Origin of the sequence: Streptomyces sp. NPDC050564, from assembly GCF_044457265.1 — a bacterium.
In the GTDB taxonomy this organism is placed as follows: domain Bacteria; phylum Actinomycetota; class Actinomycetes; order Streptomycetales; family Streptomycetaceae; genus Streptomyces.
In genome coordinates this window covers 296,303-321,131 of record NZ_JBITGS010000004.1, presented here as the reverse complement: position 1 = coordinate 321,131, position 24,829 = coordinate 296,303, and the positions used below count along the sequence as shown (strand labels likewise).

Here is a 24,829-nt window from a genome sequence, read left to right as displayed (position 1 = left end):
GGTGGGGACGTCAGCCGATGAGCAGCGCGGTGGGCAGCAGCGCCGTGCCGGTGCAGAAGGCGATCAGACCGGTGCGGATCCACTGGTGCTTGCGGGCGGCGATACGGCTGGTCTCGGTGAGGGCCGCCGTGAGTCCGGCGGCGGGGTCGCGGTCGGTGTCGGCGAGCGCGGCGGCCAACCGGCCTTCGCGTACGGCCTGTTGGATGTCGCCGAAGTAGCACAGCGGCTGCCCTGCGGCCCAGGAGCCGGTGCGGTAGCGGGGGAGTACGGCGAGGAGCAGCGCGAACAGGGAGAGCGCCAGAGCGGCGGCACCGGCCCACCACAGGGCGGTGCCGGCCCAGGACAGTTCCCTCGGCGTCCAGCCCCGCCCGGCCAGCAGTCCGCTGAACACCCCCGCCGTCATTCCGAGCGCCGCCACCAGCACGGACGCCTTGCTGTCGGCCCGGGCGATCTCGCCCCGCAGTTCGGTGAGCAGCCGCTCGGCGGTTCGGGCGCCGGCGTGGGTGTCCGGGGTGGTGGTCACGCGGGCCCCGCCTCGGGGGAGTCCTGCGGCGGTACGCCGGGCCCGGCGGGCTCGTCGACGCCCGGAGCCGGGGGCACGGCGGGAGCGGGGCCCGTGGCCGCGTAGCGCGGTGTCGGCTGGGCGTACGGGGCGGCCGGCGCCTGCGGCGAAGGGGGCCCGTAGGAGGCGCTCGGCGCCTGCGGGGCGGGCGGCTGGGTGTACGGCCCGCCCGGCGGCTGCGGCTGACCGTAGGGAGTGGCCGCGTACGGCGCCGGTGGCTGGTACTGCGGTGCGGAGCCGTACGGTGGCTGGGCCGACGCTGGCGGCGGGGTCTGGCCCGGGTACGGCGGCTGCGGCGGTACGTACGGCTGTCCGGGCGTCGCACCCGGGGGCAGCGCGCCCTGCTCCGGCGCCGCCTGCTGCTGGATCAGGTCGTTGATCTTCGGCAGCATGGAGCGGGCGGACTCCGCCTTCTGGAAGTCCTCCAGCGAGTCACCGGCGATCAGTTCCAACTCGTCCTTGATGAAGGAAAGTTGATCCTTCTGGATGGAGCCGACCACCAACTGGGTGTCCTCGGGATGCTGGGCGAGATGCATCGCCCAGGCGCCGACACCGCCGTGCTGGAGGTGGTACTGGTAGAAGTTGATCTTCTCGGTCATCAGCTGGTGGTTCTGCTGCTGGCGCAGGACTTCCAGTTCGTGCTGCTGCCGGGCCTGGCGCAGCCGGAACTCGTGCTCGGGGTCGAGCATTTCGGACTCGTAGCGCAGGCTCCGTTGCCGCCGCCGGTGCGCGATCGCGTCGTCGTCGAGGCGAAGTCGTACGACACACGTCACGGCGAGGCCGATGCCCGTCGCGAAACCACCCGTCTCCACGGCCTGTTGGACCGCGCGCTCGGCCGATGGGCTGTCCTCGATGGGGAAGCGCCGGCTGACCGGCCGCGCGAACTGGTGGAGTTCACGGGTCAGCCGGGTGGGCACATCACGCTCACCGCTCGCCACGTACGCGATCGGATCGGCGACCCGCCAGGTCAGATCGGCGGTGGCGCCGAAGGAGAACGCGTCGTCGTCGCTGGGCAGCTCCAGGTCCAGCTGCACCGAATGGTTGCCCATGTCCACCTCGTACACGGAGGTGTAGCGGCGGGTCGCCGCGTCCGAGCGGGTCGGCCGGTGCGGCGGGACGTAGACGTCGTACGAGCCCTTGGCGGTGACGAAGACCAGCGCGTGGTCGATCGCGGTGACCGGCCGTCTGGCGGTGTAGTCGAAGCGGGCGATCGGCCGCACGGTGAGCACCGGGTCGATCAGTGTGCTGTGCCGGTTGGCGTCCTGCTGCCACTCCGGCTGACGGCGGAACTCCGCCATGGTTCAACTCCTCGATGGCTCTGCGGTGGAGGGGGTCAGTACGCCGATCAGCCGGTCGGCGATCGGTGGGCGCGGGCCGCCGTCGGGGGCGCGCAGATTGAGCAGCTCGTGACGGAGGCGCTTGTGGTCGTCGGCCGTCACGACCAGTGCGGGGAGCAGGTACTCCAGCGCACGCGCCGACTCCGCGCGGTGCTCGGCCACGTACACCCAGGTGTGCAGGGCCTCCAGGGCGCCGCGGGTGTGCGCGCGGTCGCCGAGCGCGGTGCGCCAGAGGGTGGCGAGATCGCGGGCCGTGTCCGGCTCGTACATGCCCGTGGTGGCGTACCACTCGACGAGCGCGTCCTCCTCGTCGTTGTCGCAGGCACGGACGAACCCGGCCAGCGCCAGCGCGCGGACGGAAGGTGTGTCGTGATGGAGCAGACGCACCAGCTCGGAGAGCATCTCGCCGCGCCGGGCCCCGACCGAGAGCAGCAGGGCCGTGGACTCGATCAGGTTGTTCGCCTCGGCCGGGCTGCTGCCCCCGGCACGGGCGCGGGCGGCGAGCGCGCTCAGCGCGGGGCCCGCCAGGTCCGGGCGGAGCGGTGTGAGCAGCCCGAAGGCGCGGATCGCGGTCCAGCGGCGGGCCCAGTGGGAGTCCGTGCACCACTGGGTGAGCAGGCGCAGCACGACGGGCGCGTCGAGGAGCTGGGCGAGCGTGAGCGTGTTCGCGGCGGTGACCCGGGGGCCGAACGACTTCGAGACGGCCCAGCCACTGATCAGCAGCGCCACCGCCGAGGGCAGGTCGGCGCGCGCGAGCAGCGCGGTGGCCGCGGCGGCCCGGGTGCGTACGACCGGGCGGCCGTCGCGGGCCAGCTCCTTCAGCCAGGCGACCAGCGCGGGCCGGGCCGACGGATGGCCCGTCCAGACCTCGGTGAGCAGGGCGCTCGGGGTGTTCTCCCTGCGGAAGTACGCCGTGAACTGCGGCACCGAGCCCCACTCGGTCGCCTCGTCCCGGACCTCGCCCTCGGCCCGCGCCCGTTCCAGACGGGTCTCGGCGGCGAGTCCGAACACCGGGATCTCCGGGGGCTGTTCGGGGTGCTGAAGCCGCTGGAAGTGCACGTACAGCTTGTCGGCGAGCTCGGCGGCGAGAACGTACGGCGCCTGGTCGAAGACGGCGAGCGAGATGAGGAACGCCTTGTCCCGCAAGGTGGCTTCGGGGTCGCTCAGCCACTCCCGGCACTGCTGCTCCACGGCGGCCTGCCCGAAGTCCGCGAGGCGCGCCGCAGCTTCCTCGCTGCCGTCGTAGCCGGCCACTTCCGCGGCGAACCGGGCGGCCTCCGCGGGCCGGTGGGCGCCGCGGGAGAGGAAGTCCCGAACGGGGCCGAGGGAGAGGAGGCCCTCGATGTCCTCGCCGCGTCGGTGGTCGGCCAGATGCGCGCGCAGCACGGCGGCCGGCTCCGGCGGCTCCCACCGCGAAGGGGTGGCCCCCAGCAGGAACGGGGAGTTCTCGATGGTCACCACCAGATACCCGTCGACCTTCTTGAGCTGGTCGCGGGCCGCGTGCAGGTGGGGGTCGCGCAGTGGCCGGTTGCGGCTCAGCGGCAGGTCGCGCAGGACATGGCCACCGGGTGCGGCGAGCTGGGCGGCGAGGGCCGCGGGGCTCGTCTCCGAGGAGAGGGCGTGCACGGCGGGGACGCCGAGGCGGTGCAGGAGCATCAGCGCCGCGGCGTTGCGGCCGGTGGCGTGGGCGCCGGCGAGAACGAGGACGCGTTCCTCGCGCAGGCGCGCCAGGGCGGACGCGAAGGCGGGGCTCTCGACGAAGACCGCGGACAGCGCGTCGAGGTCCGCCTGCGGGATCTCCCCGGAGGCGTACGCCGCCGAGGCCGCCGCCGTTGTGTGGTGGTGGATCTCCGTCTTGCCGCCCATGAACACATCACGGGCCACGCCGCCGGAGACGCCGTGCTGGGCGCCGCCGACCAGGCTGCCGCCGAACGACGCGGCCTCGCTGAAGATGAATCCCGGGGTGTGCGCGACGAGTTCGCGCTGTGCGGCCCGGGCCTCCTGGGTCCGCTCCTGCTCCTCGTCCTCGGCGGCCCGGTGCGGTTCCTGTCGCGGTACGTCGTCGGGGGCCGGCTCCGCCGGTGGAGGCACCGTCACGCCGACTCACCCCCGGACCCGCCCTGGTGGACGTCTCCGGTGACCTGGCCGCCGGAGACGCCGTGCTGGTCTCCGGCGACGAGACTGCCCCCGAAGCTGGGGGAGCCGTTGAAGTGGAAGACGACGCCGCCGGGAGGGGTGGCGGGACGGGCAGGGGCGGCGGGGCCGGCGGTCCTGCCCGTCCCCGCCGCTGCCGCCGCCCCCGGCGCCGGGCTCTCCCCCGAGTCGCCCGGCGCCGGGGTTCCCCCCCTTTCACTGTGGTCCTCGGTGCCCTGCGGCACCGGGCCGTGCAGCCAGGCCCGCAGGGGTCCGTTCTTGCTGTCCACCGTCACCGGGTGGAAGTCCTCCGCCGGGATGCCGGGGTGGCTGTGGCGGACGATCCCCGTGTGCACGCCCTCCGAGACGCACAGGGCGAAGTCGTTCGGCCGCTCGCGCAGGGCCGCGCGCAGGAGCTGGGCGTCGAGGAGGCGGCAGGCGTGGTTCAGGTCCGAGCCGACCCAGCCGTCGTGCTCGTCCACGGCGACGTATCCCGTGGCGACCACGCCCCGCAGCCGGATCTGGGCGGAGCTGGAGGCCATGCGGTTGACCGCCCGGAGCTGGGCGGGGACCTCGGTGAGCAGGGCGCGCAGGAGTGCGGTGACCGAGGCGTTGGCGTCGATCAGTTCCATCACGGAGTCGCCGCGGTCGGCGCGTAGGCGCAGGCGCTCGTCGATGCCGGCGGCTTCCAGTGCGCGGTCGGTGATGTCGTACAACATGCGCCGCAGATAGGCCTGCTCGACGTCGTCCCGGTCGCTGTACTTCTCGATGTCGAGCAGGAGGATGGTCCGGCTCACGGGGTCGGTCATGGTCGCCTGGTCGCCTTTCGGTGGGGGCCTTGCCTGGCAAGCAGGTTGGCGGTCCCGGCGGCCGGGGTGTGAGGGCGGATGACCCACTTCAACTGTGACCGTGTGCACAGAAGACGGATTTCGCCCCCTCCGCCCCTACCCGGCGGGGGTTTGGGGGCGCAGCCCCCAGGGACGGGACGGGTAGGGGCGGAGAGGGCGAAAGAACTCACCGTCGTGCGATCTGGCGCAGGACGTCCATCCGGACGATCACCATCGTCCGGCGCCCCGTCACCACGGCCCCGCGCTCGCGAAGCTCCTTCAGCAGTCGCTGGACCATCTCCCGCGACGCGCCGACGGAGCCGGCAAGTTCCTGCTTGCTCAGGGGGACCGACAGCTCGATGCCCTCCTCCGTACGGTGGCCATTGGTGCGGGCGAGATCGAGGAGAAGCGCCGCGAAGCGTTCGCGGACACTCAGGGAGGCGAATTCCAGGCGGCGCCGGTCGGCCGCGCGGGTGCGGTCGGAGGTGAGGCCGAGGAGGGCGAAGGAGACGGCGGGGGAGCGGGCGAGGAAGCCGGTGAAGTGCTCGCGCACGACGGCGACGGTGCGGACCGGCTCGAGGGCGGTGACCGTGGCCGAGCGCGGACGCCCGGTCAGCGCCGCCGACTCGCCGATGATGTCGCCGGGCCCGCGCAGCGCGAGCAGCGCCTCGTAGCCATTGGCGGCGGCCGCGGTCACCTTCGTCCAGCCGTGCGTGACGATCAGGACGTGCGAGGACGGCTCGCTCTGGTGCAGGAGCACCGTGCGGGGGGTGAAGGACAGTTCGTGGCCGAGGGACAGCAGCGCGGAGCGGTCCGCGCTCTCCAGCCGGGCCAGGAACGGCACCCGGTCGTCCAGCCCCTCGTCACCGGGTAAATGCGTGGCCGTCATGAGTCTCCCGTCCCCCGATGTCCCCCGATCGGCGCCATGGCCGATGCACAGCGACCGATCAACGTACTCATCCGGTGATTGCCATGCGCGCCGAACCATCGAGAAATCGCGGAGAATCACCGACATTCACAGATTGTCGACGCCGAGCGCCGTATCGAGCCCCTGAGAGGCCTTGACGCGCCCCCAGAAGAAGCGTGACAAGTCCGGCGTGTCGGGCCCCAAGGCATTTGTTTTGACCGAAGTCCGTGAGGTAGGTACGCTCAGACCTTGTGCCTGGGGTGTGCCCTGGCTCTCGTGCGTGCCTTCAACCGCACTAGGGGAGCCGTAACCGGCCACCGCAATCTGCGCCCTTTTCGCCTCGCGGCGAGAGTCTGCAGTTTCGACACACCCGACCGCGTGGGTCGGCGATGTTCCAGGTTAGCTTCACCATTCGGCACACAGAAACCGGAGAAGTAGTGCCTACGATCCAGCAGCTGGTCCGGAAGGGCCGGCAGGACAAGGTCGAGAAGAACAAGACGCCCGCACTCGAGGGTTCGCCCCAGCGTCGCGGCGTCTGCACGCGTGTGTTCACGACCACCCCGAAGAAGCCGAACTCGGCCCTGCGTAAGGTCGCGCGTGTGCGTCTGACCAGCGGGATCGAGGTCACCGCTTACATTCCGGGTGAGGGACACAACCTGCAGGAGCACTCCATCGTGCTCGTGCGCGGCGGCCGTGTGAAGGACCTGCCGGGTGTTCGCTACAAGATCATCCGTGGTTCGCTCGACACCCAGGGTGTCAAGAACCGCAAGCAGGCCCGCAGCCGCTACGGCGCCAAGAAGGAGAAGTAGAAATGCCTCGTAAGGGCCCCGCCCCGAAGCGCCCGGTCATCATCGACCCGGTCTACGGTTCCCCTCTGGTGACCTCCCTCATCAACAAGGTGCTGCTCAACGGCAAGCGCTCCACCGCCGAGCGCATCGTCTACGGCGCCATGGAGGGTCTGCGTGAGAAGACGGGCAACGACCCGATCATCACGCTGAAGCGCGCGCTGGAGAACATCAAGCCGACCCTCGAGGTCAAGTCCCGCCGTGTCGGTGGTGCGACGTACCAGGTTCCGATCGAGGTCAAGCCCGGTCGCGCCAACACGCTCGCGCTGCGCTGGCTCGTCGGTTACTCCCGCGCCCGTCGCGAGAAGACCATGACCGAGCGTCTGCTCAACGAGCTTCTCGACGCCTCCAACGGCCTTGGTGCCGCTGTGAAGAAGCGCGAGGACACCCACAAGATGGCCGAGTCCAACAAGGCCTTCGCGCACTACCGCTGGTAGTCGCAACCCACATCGAGACCGAGAGAAGACTGAAGCCTTATGGCTACCACTTCACTTGACCTGGCCAGGGTCCGCAACATCGGGATCATGGCCCACATCGACGCGGGCAAGACGACCACCACCGAGCGGATCCTCTTCTACACCGGCGTCAGCTACAAGATCGGTGAAGTCCACGACGGCGCTGCCACCATGGACTGGATGGAGCAGGAGCAGGAGCGTGGCATCACGATCACCTCTGCTGCCACCACCTGTCACTGGCCGCTTGAGGACAACGACTACACGATCAACATCATCGACACCCCGGGCCACGTCGACTTCACGGTCGAGGTGGAGCGCTCGCTGCGCGTCCTCGACGGTGCCGTCACGGTGTTCGACGGTGTCGCCGGTGTCGAGCCGCAGTCCGAGACGGTGTGGCGTCAGGCCGACCGTTACGGCGTGCCGCGCATCTGCTTCGTGAACAAGCTGGACCGTACCGGCGCCGAGTTCCACCGCTGCGTGGACATGATCTCGGACCGCCTGGGCGCCCAGCCGCTCGTCATGCAGCTGCCGATCGGCGCCGAGATGGACTTCAAGGGCGTTGTGGACCTGGTCCGCATGAAGGCGCTCGTGTGGTCCGCCGAGGCCGCCAAGGGCGAGATGTACGACGTCGTCGACATCCCGGCCACGCACACCGAGGCCGCTGAAGAGTGGCGCGGCAAGCTGGTCGAGGCCGTCGCGGAGAACGACGAAGAGATCATGGAGCTGTACCTGGAGGGCGTCGAGCCCACCGAGGAGCAGCTGTACGCCGCGATCCGTCGCATCACCATCGCGTCCGGCAAGTCCAACGACACCACGGTCACCCCGGTGTTCTGTGGCACCGCGTTCAAGAACAAGGGCGTTCAGCCCCTGCTCGACGCGGTCGTGCGCTACCTGCCGACCCCGCTCGACGTCGAGGCCATCGAGGGCCACGACGTGAAGGACCCGGAGCTGGTCGTCAAGCGCAAGCCGTCCGAGGACGAGCCGCTGTCCGCGCTCGCGTTCAAGATCATGAGCGACCCGCACCTGGGCAAGCTCACCTTCGTCCGGGTGTACTCGGGCCGCCTGGAGTCCGGCACCGCGGTGCTGAACTCCGTCAAGGGCAAGAAGGAGCGCATCGGCAAGATCTACCGCATGCACGCGAACAAGCGTGAGGAGATCGAGTCGGTGGGCGCCGGTGACATCGTCGCCGTCATGGGCCTGAAGCAGACCACCACCGGTGAGACGCTGTCCGACGACAAGAACCCGGTGATCCTGGAGTCCATGGACTTCCCGGCGCCGGTCATTCAGGTCGCCATCGAGCCCAAGTCCAAGGGTGACCAGGAGAAGCTGGGTGTCGCCATCCAGCGTCTCGCGGAGGAGGACCCCTCCTTCCAGGTTCACTCGGACGAGGAGACCGGCCAGACCATCATCGGTGGCATGGGCGAGCTGCACCTCGAGGTGCTGGTCGACCGTATGCGCCGTGAGTTCAAGGTCGAGGCCAACGTCGGCAAGCCGCAGGTCGCGTACCGCGAGACGATCCGCAAGGGCGTCGAGCGTCACGACTACACGCACAAGAAGCAGACCGGTGGTACCGGTCAGTTCGCCAAGGTGCAGATCGCGATCGAGCCGATCGAGGGCGGCGACGCCTCGTACGAGTTCGTGAACAAGGTCACCGGTGGCCGCATCCCGAAGGAGTACATCCCTTCGGTCGACGCGGGTGCGCAGGAGGCCATGCAGTTCGGCATCCTGGCCGGCTACGAGATGACGGGCGTCCGCGTCATTCTTCTCGACGGTGGCTACCACGAGGTCGACTCCTCCGAGCTCGCGTTCAAGATCGCCGGTTCGCAGGCCTTCAAGGAGGCCGCGCGCAAGGCCAGCCCCGTGCTGCTCGAGCCGATGATGGCCGTCGAGGTCACCACGCCCGAGGACTACATGGGTGAGGTCATCGGCGACATCAACTCCCGCCGTGGTCAGATCCAGGCCATGGAGGAGCGTGCCGGTGCCCGCGTCGTGAAGGGCCTCGTGCCCCTCTCGGAGATGTTCGGCTACGTCGGCGACCTCCGCAGCAAGACCTCGGGTCGCGCAAGCTACTCGATGCAGTTCGACTCCTACGCCGAGGTTCCCCGGAACGTCGCCGAGGAGATCATCGCGAAGGCCAAGGGCGAGTAACACACCCCGTTTACACGCTTTAGGCTTGACACCGACCGCCGGGGCTCACCCGGCAGGGGAGAACCCCGGCGGGCGGCATCCCAGCAAAGATCACCTGGCGCCGATGAGTAAGGCGTACCAGAACCACTCCACAGGAGGACCCAGTGGCGAAGGCGAAGTTCGAGCGGACTAAGCCGCACGTCAACATCGGCACCATCGGTCACATCGACCACGGTAAGACGACCCTCACGGCCGCCATTACCAAGGTGCTGCACGACGCGTACCCGGACCTGAACGAGGCCTCGGCCTTCGACCAGATCGACAAGGCTCCTGAGGAGCGCCAGCGCGGTATCACGATCTCCATCGCGCACGTCGAGTACCAGACGGAGGGCCGTCACTACGCCCACGTCGACTGCCCGGGTCACGCTGACTACATCAAGAACATGATCACGGGTGCGGCGCAGATGGACGGCGCCATCCTCGTGGTTGCCGCCACCGACGGCCCGATGCCGCAGACCAAGGAGCACGTGCTCCTGGCCCGCCAGGTCGGCGTTCCCTACATCGTTGTCGCCCTGAACAAGGCCGACATGGTGGACGACGAGGAGATCCTGGAGCTCGTCGAGCTCGAGGTCCGTGAGCTCCTCTCCGAGTACGAGTTCCCGGGCGACGACGTTCCGGTCGTCAAGGTCTCGGCGCTCAAGGCGCTCGAGGGCGACAAGGAGTGGGGCCAGTCGGTCCTGGACCTGATGGCCGCCGTCGACGAGGCGATCCCGACCCCCGAGCGTGACGTCGACAAGCCGTTCCTCATGCCCGTCGAGGACGTCTTCACGATCACCGGTCGCGGTACGGTCGTCACCGGCCGTATCGAGCGTGGTGTCCTGAAGGTCAACGAGACCGTTGACATCATCGGCATCAAGCAGGAGAAGACCACCACCACGGTCACCGGCATCGAGATGTTCCGCAAGCTGCTCGACGAGGGCCAGGCCGGTGAGAACGTCGGTCTGCTCCTCCGTGGCATCAAGCGCGAGGACGTCGAGCGCGGCCAGGTCATCATCAAGCCCGGTTCGGTCACGCCGCACACCGAGTTCGAGGCCCAGGCCTACATCCTGTCCAAGGACGAGGGTGGCCGCCACACGCCGTTCTTCAACAACTACCGTCCGCAGTTCTACTTCCGTACGACTGACGTGACCGGTGTTGTGACCCTCCCCGAGGGCACGGAGATGGTCATGCCGGGCGACAACACTGAGATGAAGGTCGAGCTCATCCAGCCCGTCGCCATGGAAGAGGGCCTGAAGTTCGCCATCCGTGAGGGTGGCCGGACCGTGGGCGCCGGCCAGGTCACCAAGATCAACAAGTAAGTCTTGTTGGCTTGATCGCCTGGTAGCTCCACAGAGCTCCTGAAGGGGCCCGTACGACTTCGGTCGTACGGGCCCCTTTGCTGTATCCGGGGGCTTCGCCGCCCCCGGGCGCGCTCCGAAACTATTCGACGCCGACGACCCATTCCCCCCAGGTGACCCGCCCTCCACTATTTGTCATGCCCCTGAGCAAATTCGGGCGAGGGGCGTTTCGAGGGGTGAGGCATGTCTGGACACGTGAGCCGCAGAGCCGTTCTGGGTGGCGGTCTCGCGGCGTTGCCGGCGCTGTCCGGGGTGGCCTGGGCGGACCCGGGACCCCGGGCCACCGATCCGGGGGCGTACATCTGCTTCACGGGCGGTGCCTTCTCGCTCGTGGGTGCCCCGGTGGTGGTCTCCCCTGACGATCACCCGGGAGTCGTACGGGTGGCGGGGGACCTCCGCGACGATATCGAACGGGTGACGGGGGCACGGCCGGGTAACGCGATGGCGCGGGAGGTCGTGCTCGTCGGGACGATCGGCCGCAGCCCGCTCATCGACGGCCTGATCGCCTCCGGGAAGCTGGACGTCACGGGTGTCCGCGGCCGGTGGGAGACCTCGTTGCAGACGGTGGTCGAGCGGCCGATGCCCGGCGTCGACCGGGCCTTCGTCGTCGCGGGCAGCGATCCGCGCGGCACGATCTTCGGGGCGTACGACGTCTCGTACGGCATCGGGGTTTCCCCCTGGTACTGGTGGGACGATGTGCGGCCGACGCGGAGGGACGCGCTGTACGTACTCCCGGGGCGGCACACGCAGGGCACGCCGGCCGTGAAGTACCGCGGGATCTTCATCAACGACGAGAACCCGGCGCTCGGCACCTGGGCGCCGGCGTACTTCGGTCCGGGCAAGGCGCCCGGCTTCCCCGGGGGCTTCAATGCGGACTTCTACGCCAAGGTCTTCGAGGTGCTGCTCCGGCTGAAGGCGAACTACCTGTGGCCGGCGGTGTGGGGGCGGGCCTTCGCGGAGGACGATCCGAAGAACCACCAGCGTGCCGCGGAGTACGGAATTGTCATGGGCACATCTCATGAGGCGCCCATGATGCGGGGCATCGAGGAGTGGAACCGGCACGCCGTGCCTGCAGTGCGCGACAGCAGCGGAGCCGTCGTGACGCCCGGGCATGACCCGTATGGCGGTACGGGGGAGTGGTCGTTCCGGCGCAACGCGGACGCGATCAAGGCGTACTGGCGCGAGGGCATCCGGCGGATGGCCGAGGAGGACTTCGAGGGTGTCGTCACGCTGGGCATGCGGGGGAACGGCGACACGAGCCTGCCGGACGGCGACGGCGTCGAGCTGATGCGGGAGATCATCGACGCGCAGCGGCAGATCATCACCGAGGTGACAGGGCGTGACCCGGCTTCGGTCCCGCAGGTGTGGACGCTCTACAAGGAGGTCCAGCGGTACTGGGACCGGGGGCTTCGGGCGCCGGACGACGTGACGGTCGTCCTGACCGACGACAACTGGGGCAACATCCGCAAGCACCCGGACCCGGCCGAGCCGCCGCGGGCCGGCGGCTACGGCCTGTACTACCACTTCGACTACGTGGGCGCGAGCCGGAATTACAAGTGGGTGGACACGACGTCCCTCCCGAACATGTGGGACCAGCTCCGTCAGGCCCACGCGTACGGAAACCACGGGCTGTGGGTGACGAATGTCGGGGACCTCAAGGGCAATGAGCTGCCCACCGAGTTCTTCCTCGATTACGCCTGGAATCCCGAGCGTTGGGGGCTGGCCTCGCTCGGCGAGTGGGAACGGCGGTACGCCCGGCAGAACTTCGGCTCTGCGCAGGCCTCGGCCATCGCCGACGTACTGGCGACGTACGGACAACTCCAGTCCCGCCGCAAGCCCGAACTGCTCAACCGGCGTATCTCGGTGAGCGGTTCGGACATCGTGTACGACGACAGGGCCACGCCTTTCCACGGGCGCGAACTGGAGCGGGTCACGCAGGAGTGGCGGGCCCTCGCGGAACGGGCCTCGCGCATCGCGCGGCGGCTGCCGGACTCGGCGCAGGACGCGTGGTTCGAGCTGGTCGGGTACGAGGTGCTGGCGACGGCGAATCTGTACGAACTGCGCGAGGCGGAGTTCACGAACCTCCGCTACGCCGCGCAGGGCCGGGCGGCGACGAACGACCGGGCGGCTGCGGCGGAGGCGGGTCTGGAGCGGGACCTCGCCCTGGCCGAGCGCTTCAACTCCCAAGTGGCGGACGGCAAATGGCGCGGATTCCAGACGCAGCCGCACATCGACTACGGGGATGTGGAACGGTACGGGCCGAACGCCGGGTGGCAGCAGCCGGAGCTGAACAATGTCGCCCTGCCCGATGTCCTCTTCCCCGCGGTGAAACGCATCTCGCTTCCGGACGCGGCCGAGCTGGGGGTGGCGGTCGACGGCTCCCTTGAGGCCGCGGTCGTGCTGAGCCCTTACCGGACGGGCCCGGCGCCGTACATCGAGGTGTTCAACCGGGGCCGGGAGGTCTTCGACTACCGGATCGAGACCTCCGTGCCGTGGATCGTCGTCGACCGTCCGCGGGGGAAGGTCTCGGACCAGGTGAGGGCGGTGGTGCGAGCGGACTGGGCGCGGACGCCGCGGGGCCGCACGGAGGCGGAGATCACGGTGCGCGGCGCGGGTTCTTCCGTGGCGGTACCGGTGACCGTCGAGCATCCGTCCGCGCGGGGTCTGCGCGGCTTCGTCGAGGCGGGCGGGTATGTGGCGCTGGACGCGGAGCACTGTGCGCGGGCTGTGGGCGACTGGCAGCGCATCGACCGGATCGGCCGTACGGGGGCAGGGATGACGCCGTACCCGGTGACGGCGGCGCGCCAGACGCCGGGGCGTGCGACCTCGCCCCGCCTGGAGTTCGACGTGAGCCTGCTGGCGTCGGGCCCGGTGACTGTCTGGGCCTATCTGTCCCCGCGCAACCCGGCGCTCCCGAGCGGCGGCCTGCGCTACGCGCTCTCCTTCGACGACGCGCCGCCGCAGACCGTCGACATCCACGCGGCCACGGGCGCGGACGACGGCCTCATGAACATCCAGTGGGCCCGCAACACGTCCGACAACGTGAACCTGACGTCGACCAGGCATGAGATCGCCTCGGCCGGTGCACACCGGCTGACGTTCTGGATGGTCGACCCGACCGTGGTGCTGCAACGCCTGGTGATCGACACCGGCGGACTGACACCGACCTACTTGGGCCCGCCGGAGAGCCACCGCGTCGGCTGACCCGCACGCAAGAGCCGTACATCTGCAGAAAAGGACCGCACATGAAGAACTTCCGCATGCCCGCAGTCGCCCTGTTCAGCGCGGCGCTGCTGGCCACAAGCGTCGCGACGACGGCGTCGGCGCACTCGTCGCGATCCGTGCCGCTCCGGGCACTCGCCGACCGGGCCGACGTCCGCATCGGTACTGCTGTGGACATGACGGCACTGGCCGAAGACACCACGTACCGCAGAACGACCGCACGCGAATTCAGTTCGGTGACGGCCGAGAACGTCATGAAGTGGGAGTCCGTCGAGCCCACGCGCGGAACCTACGACTGGTCGAAGGCGGACGCGTTGGTGAGCTTCGCGCGGGACCACGGCCAGGCGGTACGGGGGCACACACTGCTCTGGCACAACCAGCTGCCGGGCTGGCTGACGACCGGTGTCGCGGACGGATCGATGGACGCGGCCGAGTTGAGGGGCATCCTCCACGACCACATCACCACCGAGGTGAAGCACTTCAAGGGCAGGATCTACCAGTGGGACGTGGTGAACGAGGTCTTCAACGACGACGGCACCCTGCGGGACTCGATCTGGCTCCAGCAGCTCGGCCCGTCGTACATAGCCGACGCCTTCCGCTGGGCCCACGCGGCGGACCCGAAGGCGAAGCTCTTCCTGAACGACTACAACGTCGAGGGGATCAACGCGAAGTCGACGGCGTACTACGACCTGGCTCGTCGGCTGCGTGCCGAGGGCGTACCGGTCCAAGGGTTCGGCATCCAGGGCCACTTGGGCATTCAGTACGGCTTCCCGGGTGACGTGAGCGACAACGTGAAGCGCTTCGCGGACCTTGGCATGCAGACGGCCTTCACAGAGGTGGACGTGCGCATGATCCTCCCCGTGGACGCCGAGAAGCAGGCGACCCAGGCCACCTACTTCCGCGGCCTGCTGGATGCCTGCCTCGGCTCGCGCAGCTGCACGTCCTTCACCGTATGGGGCTACACCGACAAGTACTCGTGGGTGCCGGGAGTCTTCTCGGGCCAGGGCGCGGCGACGCTGATGGACGAGAACTTCGTGACGAAGCCGGCGTACGCGGCGGTGCGGGAGGGCCTGGCGTCCGGACGCTGAGTTTTCCGGCCCCTGGGTTCACCAGGCGATCGGCAGGGAGATGGGGCCGCGGATCATCGTCTGCTGCCGGAAGGGGACCTCCTCGGCGGGCACGGCGAGCCGGAGGTCCGGGCAGCGCTCCAGCAGGGTGTCGATCAGCAGCTCGATCTGCATACGGCAGAGGACGGCGCCGGTGCAGTAGTGCGGCCCGTTGCCGAACGCCATGTGCGCTCCGGCGTCCCGGTCGACGTCGATCCGGTCGGGGTCGGGGAAGACGTCGGGGTCGCGGTTGGCGGCCAGGTAGGAGACGTAGACGGGGTCGCCCGCACGGATGCGGACGCCCTGGATGACGACGTCCTCCAGGGCGACACGGGGCAGGCCCACGGCGGTGCGGTGCGGAATGTAGCGCAGGAGTTCGTCGATGACGGCGGGGCGGGAGGCGGGGTCGCTGCGCACGCGGTCCATCAGCTCGGGCCGGGTCATCAGGAGGTAGAACATCTGGCCGCTGTTGTTGGTGAGCGCCTCGCCGCCGATCTGGAGAGGGCCGGCGACGCTGATCGCCTCCTCCTCTTTGAGCTCACCGCTGCGCACCGCACCGCCGAGCAACGACAGGACGTCGTCGCCGTCGCTGTCCTGGCGGTCGCGGACGGCCTGCGCGATCCATCCGAACAAGCCCTTCTTGGCGCGCTCGGAGGCCTCGGCGCCGCCCGCCGTGGAGATGATCTCCCGCGTCCAGGCGTGCACCTTCTGCCGCTCGTCCGCGGGCACGCCCATGACCTCGCAGACGACGGAGATGGGGAGGGGTTCGAGGACCCGCTCCACCAGATCGGCGGGCGGGCCGTCCTGCACCATGGCGTCGACCAGCTCGTCGAGGATCTCCTGGACGCGGGGGCGCAACCGCTTCACCGCGCCCACCGTGTACGCGGTCGATGCGGCCCGGCGCAGCCGGTTGTGGTCGGGCTGGTCGGCCCAGGCCAGCGCCCCGGGCCTGGGCGCGAAGTGCGGCGCCAGCCGCGTGAACTGCCGAACGGACGCCTCCCTGCGGCTGAACCGGGGATCGTTCGTGATCATCTTCACGTCGTCGTAGCGCGTCGCCAGCCAGGCCCACTCCTCCTCCCCGTGCGGCAGCCGGATCCGTGTCAGCGGCCCTTCCTTCATCAGCTCCGCGAGCACCGGGTCGAACTCGGTCCCCTGCACTCCTGCGTCGGGCCAGTCCCGTACGGGGGGAGGGGTCTGCTCGGCGAGAGTGGTGGTGTCTTCTGCCATGGGTCCACCTTCGGGCGCTCCCGGTTCGGTGTCGCGGGGGAGTGCTCCAGACGGATTTGCTCGCCGGGCCTCAGCCCTGCGAGTAGCGCGGCAGGTCCGTGGTCGAGATGGTCCAGTCGGCGATGGTGACGTCCTCGCCGTACACGAAGTCCTTGCGGGTGGCGTAGCGCGGGCCGATCGGTGTCTCGTGGATGTCGGACAGCACTGCGCCCGAGCCCGTGCGTGGATCGAAGATCACGTACAGCGGGATACCCAGCAGCGGGTAGTCCCGTACTTTGCTCACCCAGTCGTTGTCCGGATTGGAGCGGGAGACGACGTCGACGGCGGCGATGAGCGTGCGCGGGTCGAAGGAGCCGTCCCCCTCCATGTCGGCCTCGGCGATCAGCATCACATCGGGGTGACGCATGATGCCCTCGGGTACGTCCTCCACGTCCGGGGTGCCCGTGTGAGCCACGAGGTCCTCCGGCATGACCTTCTCAAGGCGTTTCCGGATGCGTGCTCTGGTCAGCTCGTGGCGGCCATTGGGTCCTACCAGGTCGTGGACGATCCCTTCCTTGGTGATCTCGAAATTGCCGGGAAGGGTGTCGTCCATCGATTGAATGAATTCCCGCATTGCCCGGTACTGGTGGGCGTTCATGCTAAGCGGCCTCCTGGAGATCGGATCGGCAGTCGCGGCAGCGGCCGGGGCCTGGGGAGCGGAAGGCTCGGTCACAGCCCTCGCAGGTCTGGAAGGGGTGCGGACGTGCGGTCACCGGGGCGGTGGGAAGTCGTGGCGGCAACAGTTCCGCGAGGCGGTGGGCGAGGAAGGCGGCAGGGTGGCGTAGGGGCTCGTGGGGGAGGCTCGCCGTCAGGGTGCGGCGTACGGCTTCGGGGACGGCGCCGCGATCCAGCCAGATCGCCACGGCTGGGGTGAGGCGACGTACGTCGCGCTCCGCGAGGAGCAGGCGTGGGTCCTCGCGGTGCAGCGTTGCGAGGAGGACGGTGGCCGCGCGGTGGTGGGCCAGGTCGTCGGTATGGGGTTCGGTGAGCGGGGGCTTCGGGCGTTGCTCGGGGGACTTCCTCGCAGGTGGGGGCGGCGTGGGAACGGGCTCGGGCTCCGCCGCGGGCCCCAGGGTGTGGGGCGTGCTCGGCCGGGGCGCCCTCTGCTCGCGTCCCCTCGGCTGGTTGTACGACACCGTGTGCGTCACGCCCCGGCCGCTGGGCAGACGCTCGCGGGTCCTGGCCAGATAGCCGTACGCCTCCAGCTCCCGCAGGGCTGCCGCGATCCGGGTCTCGCCCTCGGGAAAACGGTCGGCGAGCGCCTTGATGCCGACGCGGGCACCGGCGGGCAGCGACTGGATGTGGGCGGCGAGGCCGATCGCCGTGAGGGACAGCTCGCGGTGCTGAGCGAGGTGGTTGCCGATGACCGTGTAGCGGGTGGTGTGGCGGACGTTGACGTGGGCCACGCCAGAGCTGGGGCCGGTGCTGGTGGGTGCCGGGCGGCCGGTCACGGTCGGGTCAATCGCCCCGGTAACGGGGGACTGGGCGCGCGAGGGCGCGCTAGGGTTTTGCCTGTCCATCGGGAAGCTTTCCTCTTCCTCGGTGGTCAGGCCCTCGATCGGGATGCCAGTCCCGACCGGGGGCCGTCGCATGTCTGCGATGTGCCGAGCGGTGTGCGGTTGTCGCGGCGAGCATATGCCCGACAACCGGCGCTGAATCCAGCCGAGTTGGCGATCACCACTCGTACGGGTGACGGGCGGCGACGGGGAGGTTGGTGGGGTTGGGTGGGGGATTTCCTCGGGGATTTGAAGTCTTGATGTCGCGCCCCGCCGCGTCCCCGTTCACCGTGACGCGATGGACCGCGATCCGGCTGACACGAGGGGCAGTTCGGCCCAGACGGTCTTGCGCGGGGCAGGCCCGGACGTCGTGCCCCAACGATCGGCGAGCGCGTCCACGAGGAGCAGACCTCGGCCGGACTCGGCGTCGGGCGCTGTCGCGCAGACCCGCGGGACTCGGTCGCCCCGAGTGTCGGTCACCTCGATGCGGAGGGTGTCGCCGACGACGTACAGCGTGAGCCGGAAGTCGCGCCCGGGCACGCGGCCGTGGGTCGCCGCGTTGGCCGCCAGCTCGGCCACGATGTGCTCCGCCGGGTGCAACGGGAGCTCCCAGGCGCGGAGTTGCTCGGTGGCGAGCAGCCGGGCCAGGCGGGCGCCGCGTGGCGTGGGGGACAGCAGCACGCTGAAGTTGCGGACGGAACAGTCGAGTTGGGCCGGGAGCCCGGCGGTTTCCTGATTCACGTCACTCAGCGTGGCGGACCGCGCCTACTCTGAGCTGCGATGACGCCTGTGCGTACAGGGATTGTCCGGTCGTTGTCCTGGTCTGTCCTGGCTGTCCTGAGTGCCGTACGGGTACGCGTGGGCGTTGGAGGTGGGTGGGTGTGAGCAGCGAGGGTGTGGACGAGCCCGGGTGGGATGTCAGCCCGGAGGACGAGATCGCTCCGGTGGTGGAGGCGACGGGGCGGCAGATCAGGCTCCGGCGAGAGGCCGCGGGGATGCGAGTCATCGACTTCGGGCAGGCCATCGGGTACGGCGAGGACCTGGTCCGGAAGGTGGAGCGCGGGGCGCGGATTCCGCGGGCGGAGTTCCTGGACAGGGCGGACGAGGTCCTGAACGCGGGTGGGCTCATCAAGGCGTTCAAAGAGGACATGGAGAAGGCTCGGTACCCGAAGAAGGTGCGCGAGCTGAAGATGTTGGAGGAGCGGGCGGTCGAGCTGCTGCTGTACAGCAACCACAACATCCATGGGTTGTTGCAGACACCGCCTTACGCGCAGGCGCTGTTTGAGACGCGCCAGCCTGCGTACCCGCAGGACGTGGTGGAGCGTGAGACCGCCGCGCGTATGGGGCGGAAGGCGATCTTCGAGCGGTCCCCGGCTCCCGCGCTCAGCTTCATTCAGGAAGAGGTGACGCTGCGACGCCCGATCGGGGGGAAAATGGTGCTGCGCAGTCAGCTCGAACACCTGCTGGAGGTCGGTCAGTTGCGAAACGTCTCACTTCAGGTCATGCCGACCGACCGAGAGGACCATGCCGGAATGCAGGGGCTGATCGAGGTGCTGAAGTTCGGTGACGGCACGGCGATCGGGCGTTCCGATGGCGCTTACAACGGCCGCCCGGTCTCGGAGCCGAAGGACCTGCGGATCCTTGAACTGCGATATGGCATGATCCGGGCCCAGGCTCTCACCCCGAGAGAGTCGCTGGCCTTCATCGAGCAAGTGCTGGGAGAGACATGATCCACGGGACCTCGGTCGAGGGCGCTTCCGAGCTGAAGTGGTTCAAGAGCAGCTACAGCAGCAGCAGCGAGGCCGGCGACTGCGTCGAGATAGCCCCCACCCCCACCACCATCCACATCCGCGACTCCAAGAACCCCCAGGGACCCCGCCTGGCACTCGCCCCCACCGCGTGGGCGGACTTCGTGACCTTCGCCTCGGGGAACTGATCACCTGCCCGGCCGCGTCCTCAGCCCTGTAAATTCGCTGATGCGTACGAGTGTTGGTGATGCGGGCGTGACGGGGGTTGCGGCATGGCGGGGAACCGGCCAGGAGATTGGCATGTCCTGGACCTGGACAAGGATCCGACGCCGGGCGACCCGGACCGGGTCCGTCATCTGTCCAAGAACCTGCACGACTTCGCCGACGACGTCGGGGACGCGCTCCGCCTGATCAAGGGCATGGCGGACGAGGACGCGGTCCTGAAGTGGGCGGGCAAGTCGGCCAAGGCCTTCCAAGACGAGTTCTCGGGTGTGCCCAAGCAGCTGAAGAAGCTGAAGAAGTCGTACGAGATGGCGGGCGACGCGCTGGCCGACTACTGGCCCAAGCTGGAGCGGGCCCAGGCCCTCGCAGACAAGGCCTTGGCGAAGGGCCGCGAGGCGCAGTCCGATCTCTCTTCTGCCAAGTCCCGCCTCTCCTCCGCCGATTCCTGGGTGACGAAGGCGAACAAGGAAGCCGACAAGTACAAGGACGACCCGACCGGCAGCAAGGACAAGGAGAAGCCGGACGAGTCCAAGGTCCGGGCCGCCACCCGGGACGCGCAGCACGCCAAGTCCGCCCAGACCTCCGCCCAGTCGGACGTCACTTCGGCCAACAGCGCCCTCGACGCCGCGAAGAAGATGGCCGAAGACGCGCGGAAAATGCGCGAGGAGGCCGCCCACACGGCGAAGACGAAGATCGACGAGGCGTCCGACGCGGGCATCCACAACCGCAAGTGGTGGGAGGAGGTAGGGGACTGGTTCTCCGACAACTGGGACACCATCGTCGCGGTCTGCAAGGTCGTCGTGGCCGTGGTCGGGATCATCGCGATGATCATCGGCGGGCCGATCCTCGGCGCGATCGTCCTGGTCGCCGCCCTCGTGGTCCTCGCCGACACCCTCAACAAATACGCGAAGGGCCAGGCCTCCCTATGGGATGTCGGCTTCGCTGCGCTGGACTGCATACCGGGTATGAAGGGCCTCACCACCCTCGGCGGCCTGGCCAAGGGACTCAAGGGTGGCCTCTCCGCACTGAAGGGCCTCAAGGGTGGGTTGAAAGCCATGGGGCCGGCACTCCGCGGCCTGGCGAAGAATGCCAAGGGCTCGATCGCCGATGGTGCCAAGGGCGCCTACAACCGTCTGAAGAGCGTGGTCCGCTCAAAGGGCAGCGACCCCGTCGACATGGCCACCGGAGCCATGTATCTGCCACAGAACGACTTGGAACTGCCCGGCCTACTGCCGCTGGCCTTCACCCGCCGGGTTGCCTCCGACTACCGCTGCGGATGGTGGTTCGGCCCCACCTGGGCCTCCACCCTCGACCAGCGCCTCGAAATCGACACCGACGGCATCGTCTTCGTCACCGAGGACGGCCTGCTCCTCGCCTACCCCCACCCCACCGACCCGCAGACTCCGGTTCTGCCCCAGGCAGGCCCCCGCTGGCCTCTGGTTCGCCTGGACGACGGTGGCTACCGGATCGACGACCCGCTGAGTGGCCACGCCCGCCACTTCACTCGCCCCGCCGACGCCATAGCACTGCTGGCACGCATCACCGACCGCAACCAGCACACCATCACCTTCGACTACGACGAGCACGGCATCCCGCTCGCCATCCGCCACTCCGGCGGCTACCACCTCAAGCTGACCACCGACGAGGGCCGGGTCACCGCTCTCAGCTTGGCGAGGGCTGCAGAGGACGGCTCGGACACCGTCATCAAGCGCTACGGCTACACCGACGGCAACCTCACCGAGGTAATCAACTCCTCAGGCCTGCCGTTGAAGTTCACCTACGATGAGCGGCTGCGCATCACGTCCTGGACGGACACGAACAACCGTCGCTACGCCTACGGTTACGACAACCTGGACCGTTGTGTCGCCGAGGGTGGCGAGGCCGGCCACATCACCATCACCCTCGACTACGACGGCACGGACCCCGCGTGGCCCGGCTGCCGCATCACCACCCTCACCACCGCCGAAGGCGCGGTCACCCGCTTCGTCGTCAACGGCAACAGCCAGGTCATCGCCGAAGTCGACCCACTGGGCCACACCTCCCGCACCACCTACGACAACGACCACCACGTCCTGTCCCAGACGGATGCTCTGGACCACACGACGCAGTTCGTAAACAATGCGACTGGTCAGCACGTCCAAGTCGTTCGCCCCGACGGCCACGTGATCCAGGCGGAGTTTGACGAGTTCTGCCTTCCGGTGAAGCTTGTCAGTCCCGACGGCACGGTCCACCGTCAGACTTACGATGAGTGTGGCAATCGCATATCCGCGATCGACCCGGCAGGCAGCACTACCAACTTCACCTACGACGAGGCAGGCCGCCTCACTTCCGTGACAGACCCCTTGGGCCACATCACCGTGGTGCGCTGTGACCGTGCAGGGCTCCCGATCGAGATCACGGATCCCCTCGGTGCGATCACCAGGTACGAACGGGATGCCTTCGGACGCCCGGTCAGCATCACCGACGCGACGGGAGCAGTGACCCGCTTCGAGTGGACAGTGGAGGGGCGCCTGACCCGCCGCACGACTTCCGACGGCACGGCTGAGTCTTGGGCCTACGACGGCGAGGGCAACTGCACCCGCCATATAGATCCGCTGGGCGGCATAACCCGCTACGAGTACACGCACTTCGACTTGCTGACTGCCCGGACCACTCCGGACGGCGCGCGTTACGAGTTTGTCCACGACGCACGCTTGCACCTCACGCAGGTCACCAATCCACAAGGTCTGACATGGACGTATGAGTACGATCCGGCTGGCAGACTGACTTCCGAGACGGACTTCGACGACCGCACGATCGCATACGCGTATGACGCAGCGGGCCGACTTGCGTCCCGCACGAAAGCCCTCGGCCAGACGGTGGCGTTCGAGCGCAACGAACTGGGCGACGTGGTGAGGAAAGACGCCGCGGGCCAGGTCACGACATACGTCTACGATCCCGCTGGCCGGTTGACTCAAGCCGTGGGCCAGGAAGCGAAGCTCACTCTTCTCCATGACCGTCACGGCCGTCTTCGCCAGGAGAAGATCAACGACCGCACACTGACGTATGAGTACGACACTCTCGGCCGCCGCACGGCCCGCACGACGCCGAGCGGCGCACGGACCGCGTGGACGTATGACGCCGTGGGCAACCGGATAGGCATGGTGGCCTCGGGCCGGAGTATTGATTTCACCTACGATCCGACAGGCCGTGAACTGGTCCGCCGCATCGGCGGGGAAGACCTGACACTTGCTCAGACGTATGACGGCCCGGGGCGTCTGATGAGCCAGACGCTGACAGGCCCGCAGAACCGCAGTGTTCAGTGCCGCACGTACACGTACCGTGCGGACGGCCATGTCATCGCCGTCGACGACCAGCTGGCCGGTTCCCGCCGCTACGAACTGGACTCGGTCGGCCGCGTGACCGCGGTGCATGCCGCGGACTGGACAGAGCGGTATGCCTACGACGAGATGGGCAACCAAGCGAAGGCGTCCTGGCCGGAGAACCATCCAGGTGGGGAAGCCATCGGTGACCGCACATACGTAGGCACTCGCATTACGCGGGCGGGCCGCGTCCGATATGAACACGACGCCCTCGGCCGCATCATCCTGCGTCAGAAGTCTCGGCTGTCTCGCAAGCCGGAGAGATGGGGTTACGAGTGGGACGCAGAAGACCGCCTTACCGCCGTCACTACCCCGGACGGGACCCGATGGCGCTACACATACGATCCGCTGGGGCGCCGTACTGCCAAACTCCGCCTGGCGGAGGACGGTGAAACAGTTGTCGAGCGCGTCGACTTCACCTGGGACGGCACGACACTGTGCGAACAGACGACAGTGGCGTACGGCCTCCCGAACGCGGTTACTCTCACCTGGGACCACCAGGGGCCGCGCCCCATTGCGCAGTCAGAGCGCATCACTGCGGCCGAGACGCCTCAAGCGGAAATCGACTCTCGCTTCTTCGCAATCATTACGGATCTCGTCGGCACCCCCAGCGAACTCGTTGACGAACAGGGCGGCGTGGCCTGGCGCGCCCGCAGCACTCTCTGGGGAACCACGGCGTGGCCGAAGACCAGCGGGGCATACACTCCGCTTCGCTTGCCTGGCCAGTACTACGACCCTGAGACGGGTCTGCACTACAACTACTTTCGTCACTACGACCCGGAAACGGCGAGGTATCTCACATCGGACCCGCTGGGACTTACCCCGGCGCCGAACCCGGCTACATACGTTGACAACCCACTCAGGTTCACCGATGTGCTTGGCCTTGCTCCCGATTACCCGCTGGGGGAGCGAGGGAATCCGTTCAGCAATAGGGCGGATGCTGAGAAGGCTGCGTTTGAAGTCGCCGGGGTGCCGCATGGGGCGACTCCTGACGCCGAGTGGGTGGTCATGGGTGACAAGGCCTACAAGAACATGCCTGGCTACGTCTATTCAAAGGATCCGACGCACTGGGGGAATTTCCGCCAATTTGAGACTGAGAACGGGTCCCGCGTGATCGTCGAGCATACTCATGACCCCGCAGGACCTCACTTCCATGCGGGCGCACCCAAGGGTATGACCCCTGAAGAGCGGAGCAGAAACCTGGTCAACTTCGGCTGGGACAACACCCAGGAAGGGTATGGCACGATGGAGCGATATCGGGCATTGGACAAGCCCGGCGGAGACCATCACTTCTTTTATCAGAAATAGGTTCCAGTGAGGTAGGAATGATGGACGCGAAAATCACATCCCGCTTCCAGGGTGCAGGCCTGGAGGTGATCGGCGGGTTTTCGGAAAGTCAGGGGCCATCGGTCACGGTAGCGTTCCGCAGGGTAGTGCATATTGATGCCGAACCCGTCGATCGAATTCAACGGAATCAAATCGGTGCGGCTCGGCGAGTTGACGAATCCTGGAAGGATCGCGCACGTAGCGGTGGGGTGGTGGCCGACGACGGTTCCTTCCTGGCTGCGGCCGGCATGGATTATGGCTGGGTGCATGTAAGGCTGACCGAAAACGCCGATATTTCCGCCATGGAAGACCCGGAGGGAGGGCTTCTCTTCATCGCTCGTTCCTTGAGCGGCCACCGCGTGTGCGCGGCCAGTACCGAAGAGGGTGAGTACTGGATTCTCGAAGTGGACTTCCCCGAGTTCTCGCAACCAGACGAGCGCGTATCGTGATCGAACTCGGCGGCCTTCATTCCGCGGGTCGGCTTCTGGGCC

At 68.3% G+C, this 24,829-nt stretch carries 19 protein-coding genes; 10 read left to right on the top strand and 9 right to left on the bottom strand.

The window, feature by feature from the left end:
* Nucleotides 1-10: 10 nt before the first annotated feature.
* From ACIBK0_RS09180 to ACIBK0_RS09160, 5 genes are all read right to left on the bottom strand, one after another.
* Nucleotides 11-523, bottom strand: a complete 513-nt coding sequence (locus ACIBK0_RS09180; RefSeq protein WP_399077240.1) for a Pycsar system effector family protein — start codon at nucleotides 521-523, stop codon at nucleotides 11-13.
* Entirely contained in the window at nucleotides 520-1,860 is a 1,341-nt protein-coding gene (locus tag ACIBK0_RS09175) for a PE-PGRS family protein (protein WP_399077238.1), read from the bottom strand. Before ACIBK0_RS09175 ends, ACIBK0_RS09180 begins: the two co-directional genes overlap by 4 nt.
* Before the next feature lie 3 nt (nucleotides 1,861-1,863).
* A complete protein-coding gene (locus tag ACIBK0_RS09170) occupies nucleotides 1,864-3,996 on the bottom strand; it encodes a hypothetical protein (RefSeq protein ID WP_399077236.1) in 2,133 nt (710 codons plus the stop codon).
* Complete coding sequence (locus ACIBK0_RS09165; RefSeq protein WP_399077234.1) at nucleotides 3,993-4,841, bottom strand: hypothetical protein; 849 nt, start codon at nucleotides 4,839-4,841, stop codon at nucleotides 3,993-3,995. The genes ACIBK0_RS09170 and ACIBK0_RS09165 overlap by 4 nt, the downstream gene beginning before the upstream one ends.
* 205 nt (nucleotides 4,842-5,046) lie before the next feature.
* Nucleotides 5,047-5,748, bottom strand: coding sequence for a Crp/Fnr family transcriptional regulator (locus ACIBK0_RS09160; protein WP_399077232.1), 702 nt, complete (start codon nucleotides 5,746-5,748; stop codon nucleotides 5,047-5,049).
* 455 nt (nucleotides 5,749-6,203) lie between these two features.
* Between ACIBK0_RS09160 and rpsL the strand changes: the two genes are divergently transcribed.
* The 6 genes from rpsL to ACIBK0_RS09130 all read left to right on the top strand — a co-directional run bounded on the left by rpsL (nucleotide 6,204) and on the right by ACIBK0_RS09130 (nucleotide 14,900).
* Nucleotides 6,204-6,575, top strand: a complete 372-nt coding sequence (rpsL, locus tag ACIBK0_RS09155; RefSeq protein WP_003948652.1) for a 30S ribosomal protein S12 — start codon at nucleotides 6,204-6,206, stop codon at nucleotides 6,573-6,575.
* A 2-nt stretch (nucleotides 6,576-6,577) separates the two neighbouring features.
* Nucleotides 6,578-7,048, top strand: a complete 471-nt coding sequence (rpsG, locus tag ACIBK0_RS09150) for a 30S ribosomal protein S7 (protein ID WP_003992340.1) — start codon at nucleotides 6,578-6,580, stop codon at nucleotides 7,046-7,048.
* A 39-nt stretch (nucleotides 7,049-7,087) separates the two neighbouring features.
* Nucleotides 7,088-9,214 carry an elongation factor G gene (gene fusA / locus ACIBK0_RS09145; protein ID WP_399077230.1) on the top strand — a complete coding sequence of 709 codons (2,127 nt, stop codon included), beginning with the start codon at nucleotides 7,088-7,090 and terminating at the stop codon, nucleotides 9,212-9,214.
* A 143-nt stretch (nucleotides 9,215-9,357) separates the two neighbouring features.
* Nucleotides 9,358-10,551 carry an elongation factor Tu gene (tuf, locus tag ACIBK0_RS09140; RefSeq protein ID WP_399077228.1) on the top strand — a complete coding sequence of 398 codons (1,194 nt, stop codon included), beginning with the start codon at nucleotides 9,358-9,360 and terminating at the stop codon, nucleotides 10,549-10,551.
* Nucleotides 10,552-10,773: 222 nt separating this feature from the next.
* Nucleotides 10,774-13,794 carry a glycosyl hydrolase 115 family protein gene (locus ACIBK0_RS09135; protein WP_399077226.1) on the top strand — a complete coding sequence of 1,007 codons (3,021 nt, stop codon included), beginning with the start codon at nucleotides 10,774-10,776 and terminating at the stop codon, nucleotides 13,792-13,794.
* Nucleotides 13,795-13,835: 41 nt separating this feature from the next.
* Entirely contained in the window at nucleotides 13,836-14,900 is a 1,065-nt protein-coding gene (locus ACIBK0_RS09130; RefSeq protein WP_399077224.1) for an endo-1,4-beta-xylanase, read from the top strand.
* Nucleotides 14,901-14,918: 18 nt separating this feature from the next.
* Here the strand turns inward: ACIBK0_RS09130 and ACIBK0_RS09125 are convergent, their stop codons facing one another.
* The 4 genes from ACIBK0_RS09125 to ACIBK0_RS09110 all read right to left on the bottom strand — a co-directional run bounded on the left by ACIBK0_RS09125 (nucleotide 14,919) and on the right by ACIBK0_RS09110 (nucleotide 18,421).
* Entirely contained in the window at nucleotides 14,919-16,145 is a 1,227-nt protein-coding gene (locus tag ACIBK0_RS09125; RefSeq protein ID WP_399077222.1) for a cytochrome P450, read from the bottom strand.
* A 70-nt stretch (nucleotides 16,146-16,215) separates the two neighbouring features.
* The gene (locus ACIBK0_RS09120) at nucleotides 16,216-16,782 is read right to left on the bottom strand and encodes a Uma2 family endonuclease (protein ID WP_399077220.1); all 567 of its coding nucleotides are present in this window, start codon (nucleotides 16,780-16,782) and stop codon (nucleotides 16,216-16,218) included.
* A gap of 1 nt (nucleotide 16,783) precedes the next feature.
* Nucleotides 16,784-17,704 carry a helix-turn-helix domain-containing protein gene (locus ACIBK0_RS09115; RefSeq protein WP_399077218.1) on the bottom strand — a complete coding sequence of 307 codons (921 nt, stop codon included), beginning with the start codon at nucleotides 17,702-17,704 and terminating at the stop codon, nucleotides 16,784-16,786.
* Between the two features lie 261 nt (nucleotides 17,705-17,965).
* Complete coding sequence (locus ACIBK0_RS09110; RefSeq protein ID WP_399077216.1) at nucleotides 17,966-18,421, bottom strand: ATP-binding protein; 456 nt, start codon at nucleotides 18,419-18,421, stop codon at nucleotides 17,966-17,968.
* Between the two features lie 140 nt (nucleotides 18,422-18,561).
* Between ACIBK0_RS09110 and ACIBK0_RS09105 the strand changes: the two genes are divergently transcribed.
* The 4 genes from ACIBK0_RS09105 (at nucleotide 18,562) to ACIBK0_RS09090 (ending at nucleotide 24,787) form a co-directional block, all read left to right on the top strand.
* Nucleotides 18,562-19,410 (top strand): helix-turn-helix domain-containing protein, encoded by an 849-nt coding sequence (locus tag ACIBK0_RS09105; RefSeq protein ID WP_399077214.1) that lies wholly within the window; start codon nucleotides 18,562-18,564, stop codon nucleotides 19,408-19,410.
* Nucleotides 19,407-19,616, top strand: a complete 210-nt coding sequence (locus ACIBK0_RS09100; protein ID WP_399077212.1) for a DUF397 domain-containing protein — start codon at nucleotides 19,407-19,409, stop codon at nucleotides 19,614-19,616. The genes ACIBK0_RS09105 and ACIBK0_RS09100 overlap by 4 nt, the downstream gene beginning before the upstream one ends.
* Before the next feature lie 84 nt (nucleotides 19,617-19,700).
* Nucleotides 19,701-24,320 carry a DUF6531 domain-containing protein gene (locus tag ACIBK0_RS09095; RefSeq protein ID WP_399077210.1) on the top strand — a complete coding sequence of 1,540 codons (4,620 nt, stop codon included), beginning with the start codon at nucleotides 19,701-19,703 and terminating at the stop codon, nucleotides 24,318-24,320.
* A 17-nt stretch (nucleotides 24,321-24,337) separates the two neighbouring features.
* Nucleotides 24,338-24,787, top strand: coding sequence for a hypothetical protein (locus ACIBK0_RS09090; RefSeq protein WP_399077208.1), 450 nt, complete (start codon nucleotides 24,338-24,340; stop codon nucleotides 24,785-24,787).
* Nucleotides 24,788-24,829 lie beyond the last annotated feature (42 nt).

What these genes read in the sequence shown, in the direction of transcription:
- ACIBK0_RS09165 (WP_399077234.1), bottom strand. Translation starts at nt 4,841, where the DNA reads ATGACCGACCCCGTGAGCCGGACCATCCTCCTGCTCGACATCGAGAAG.
- ACIBK0_RS09090 (WP_399077208.1), top strand. Translation starts at nt 24,338, where the DNA reads ATGATGGACGCGAAAATCACATCCCGCTTCCAGGGTGCAGGCCTGGAG.
- ACIBK0_RS09100 (WP_399077212.1), top strand. Translation starts at nt 19,407, where the DNA reads ATGATCCACGGGACCTCGGTCGAGGGCGCTTCCGAGCTGAAGTGGTTC.
- rpsG (WP_003992340.1), top strand. Translation starts at nt 6,578, where the DNA reads ATGCCTCGTAAGGGCCCCGCCCCGAAGCGCCCGGTCATCATCGACCCG.
- fusA (WP_399077230.1), top strand. Translation starts at nt 7,088, where the DNA reads ATGGCTACCACTTCACTTGACCTGGCCAGGGTCCGCAACATCGGGATC.
- ACIBK0_RS09120 (WP_399077220.1), bottom strand. Translation starts at nt 16,782, where the DNA reads ATGAACGCCCACCAGTACCGGGCAATGCGGGAATTCATTCAATCGATG.
- ACIBK0_RS09095 (WP_399077210.1), top strand. Translation starts at nt 19,701, where the DNA reads ATGGCGGGGAACCGGCCAGGAGATTGGCATGTCCTGGACCTGGACAAG.
- ACIBK0_RS09125 (WP_399077222.1), bottom strand. Translation starts at nt 16,145, where the DNA reads ATGGCAGAAGACACCACCACTCTCGCCGAGCAGACCCCTCCCCCCGTA.
- ACIBK0_RS09135 (WP_399077226.1), top strand. Translation starts at nt 10,774, where the DNA reads ATGTCTGGACACGTGAGCCGCAGAGCCGTTCTGGGTGGCGGTCTCGCG.
- ACIBK0_RS09175 (WP_399077238.1), bottom strand. Translation starts at nt 1,860, where the DNA reads ATGGCGGAGTTCCGCCGTCAGCCGGAGTGGCAGCAGGACGCCAACCGG.
- ACIBK0_RS09160 (WP_399077232.1), bottom strand. Translation starts at nt 5,748, where the DNA reads ATGACGGCCACGCATTTACCCGGTGACGAGGGGCTGGACGACCGGGTG.
- ACIBK0_RS09115 (WP_399077218.1), bottom strand. Translation starts at nt 17,704, where the DNA reads ATGGACAGGCAAAACCCTAGCGCGCCCTCGCGCGCCCAGTCCCCCGTT.
- ACIBK0_RS09130 (WP_399077224.1), top strand. Translation starts at nt 13,836, where the DNA reads ATGAAGAACTTCCGCATGCCCGCAGTCGCCCTGTTCAGCGCGGCGCTG.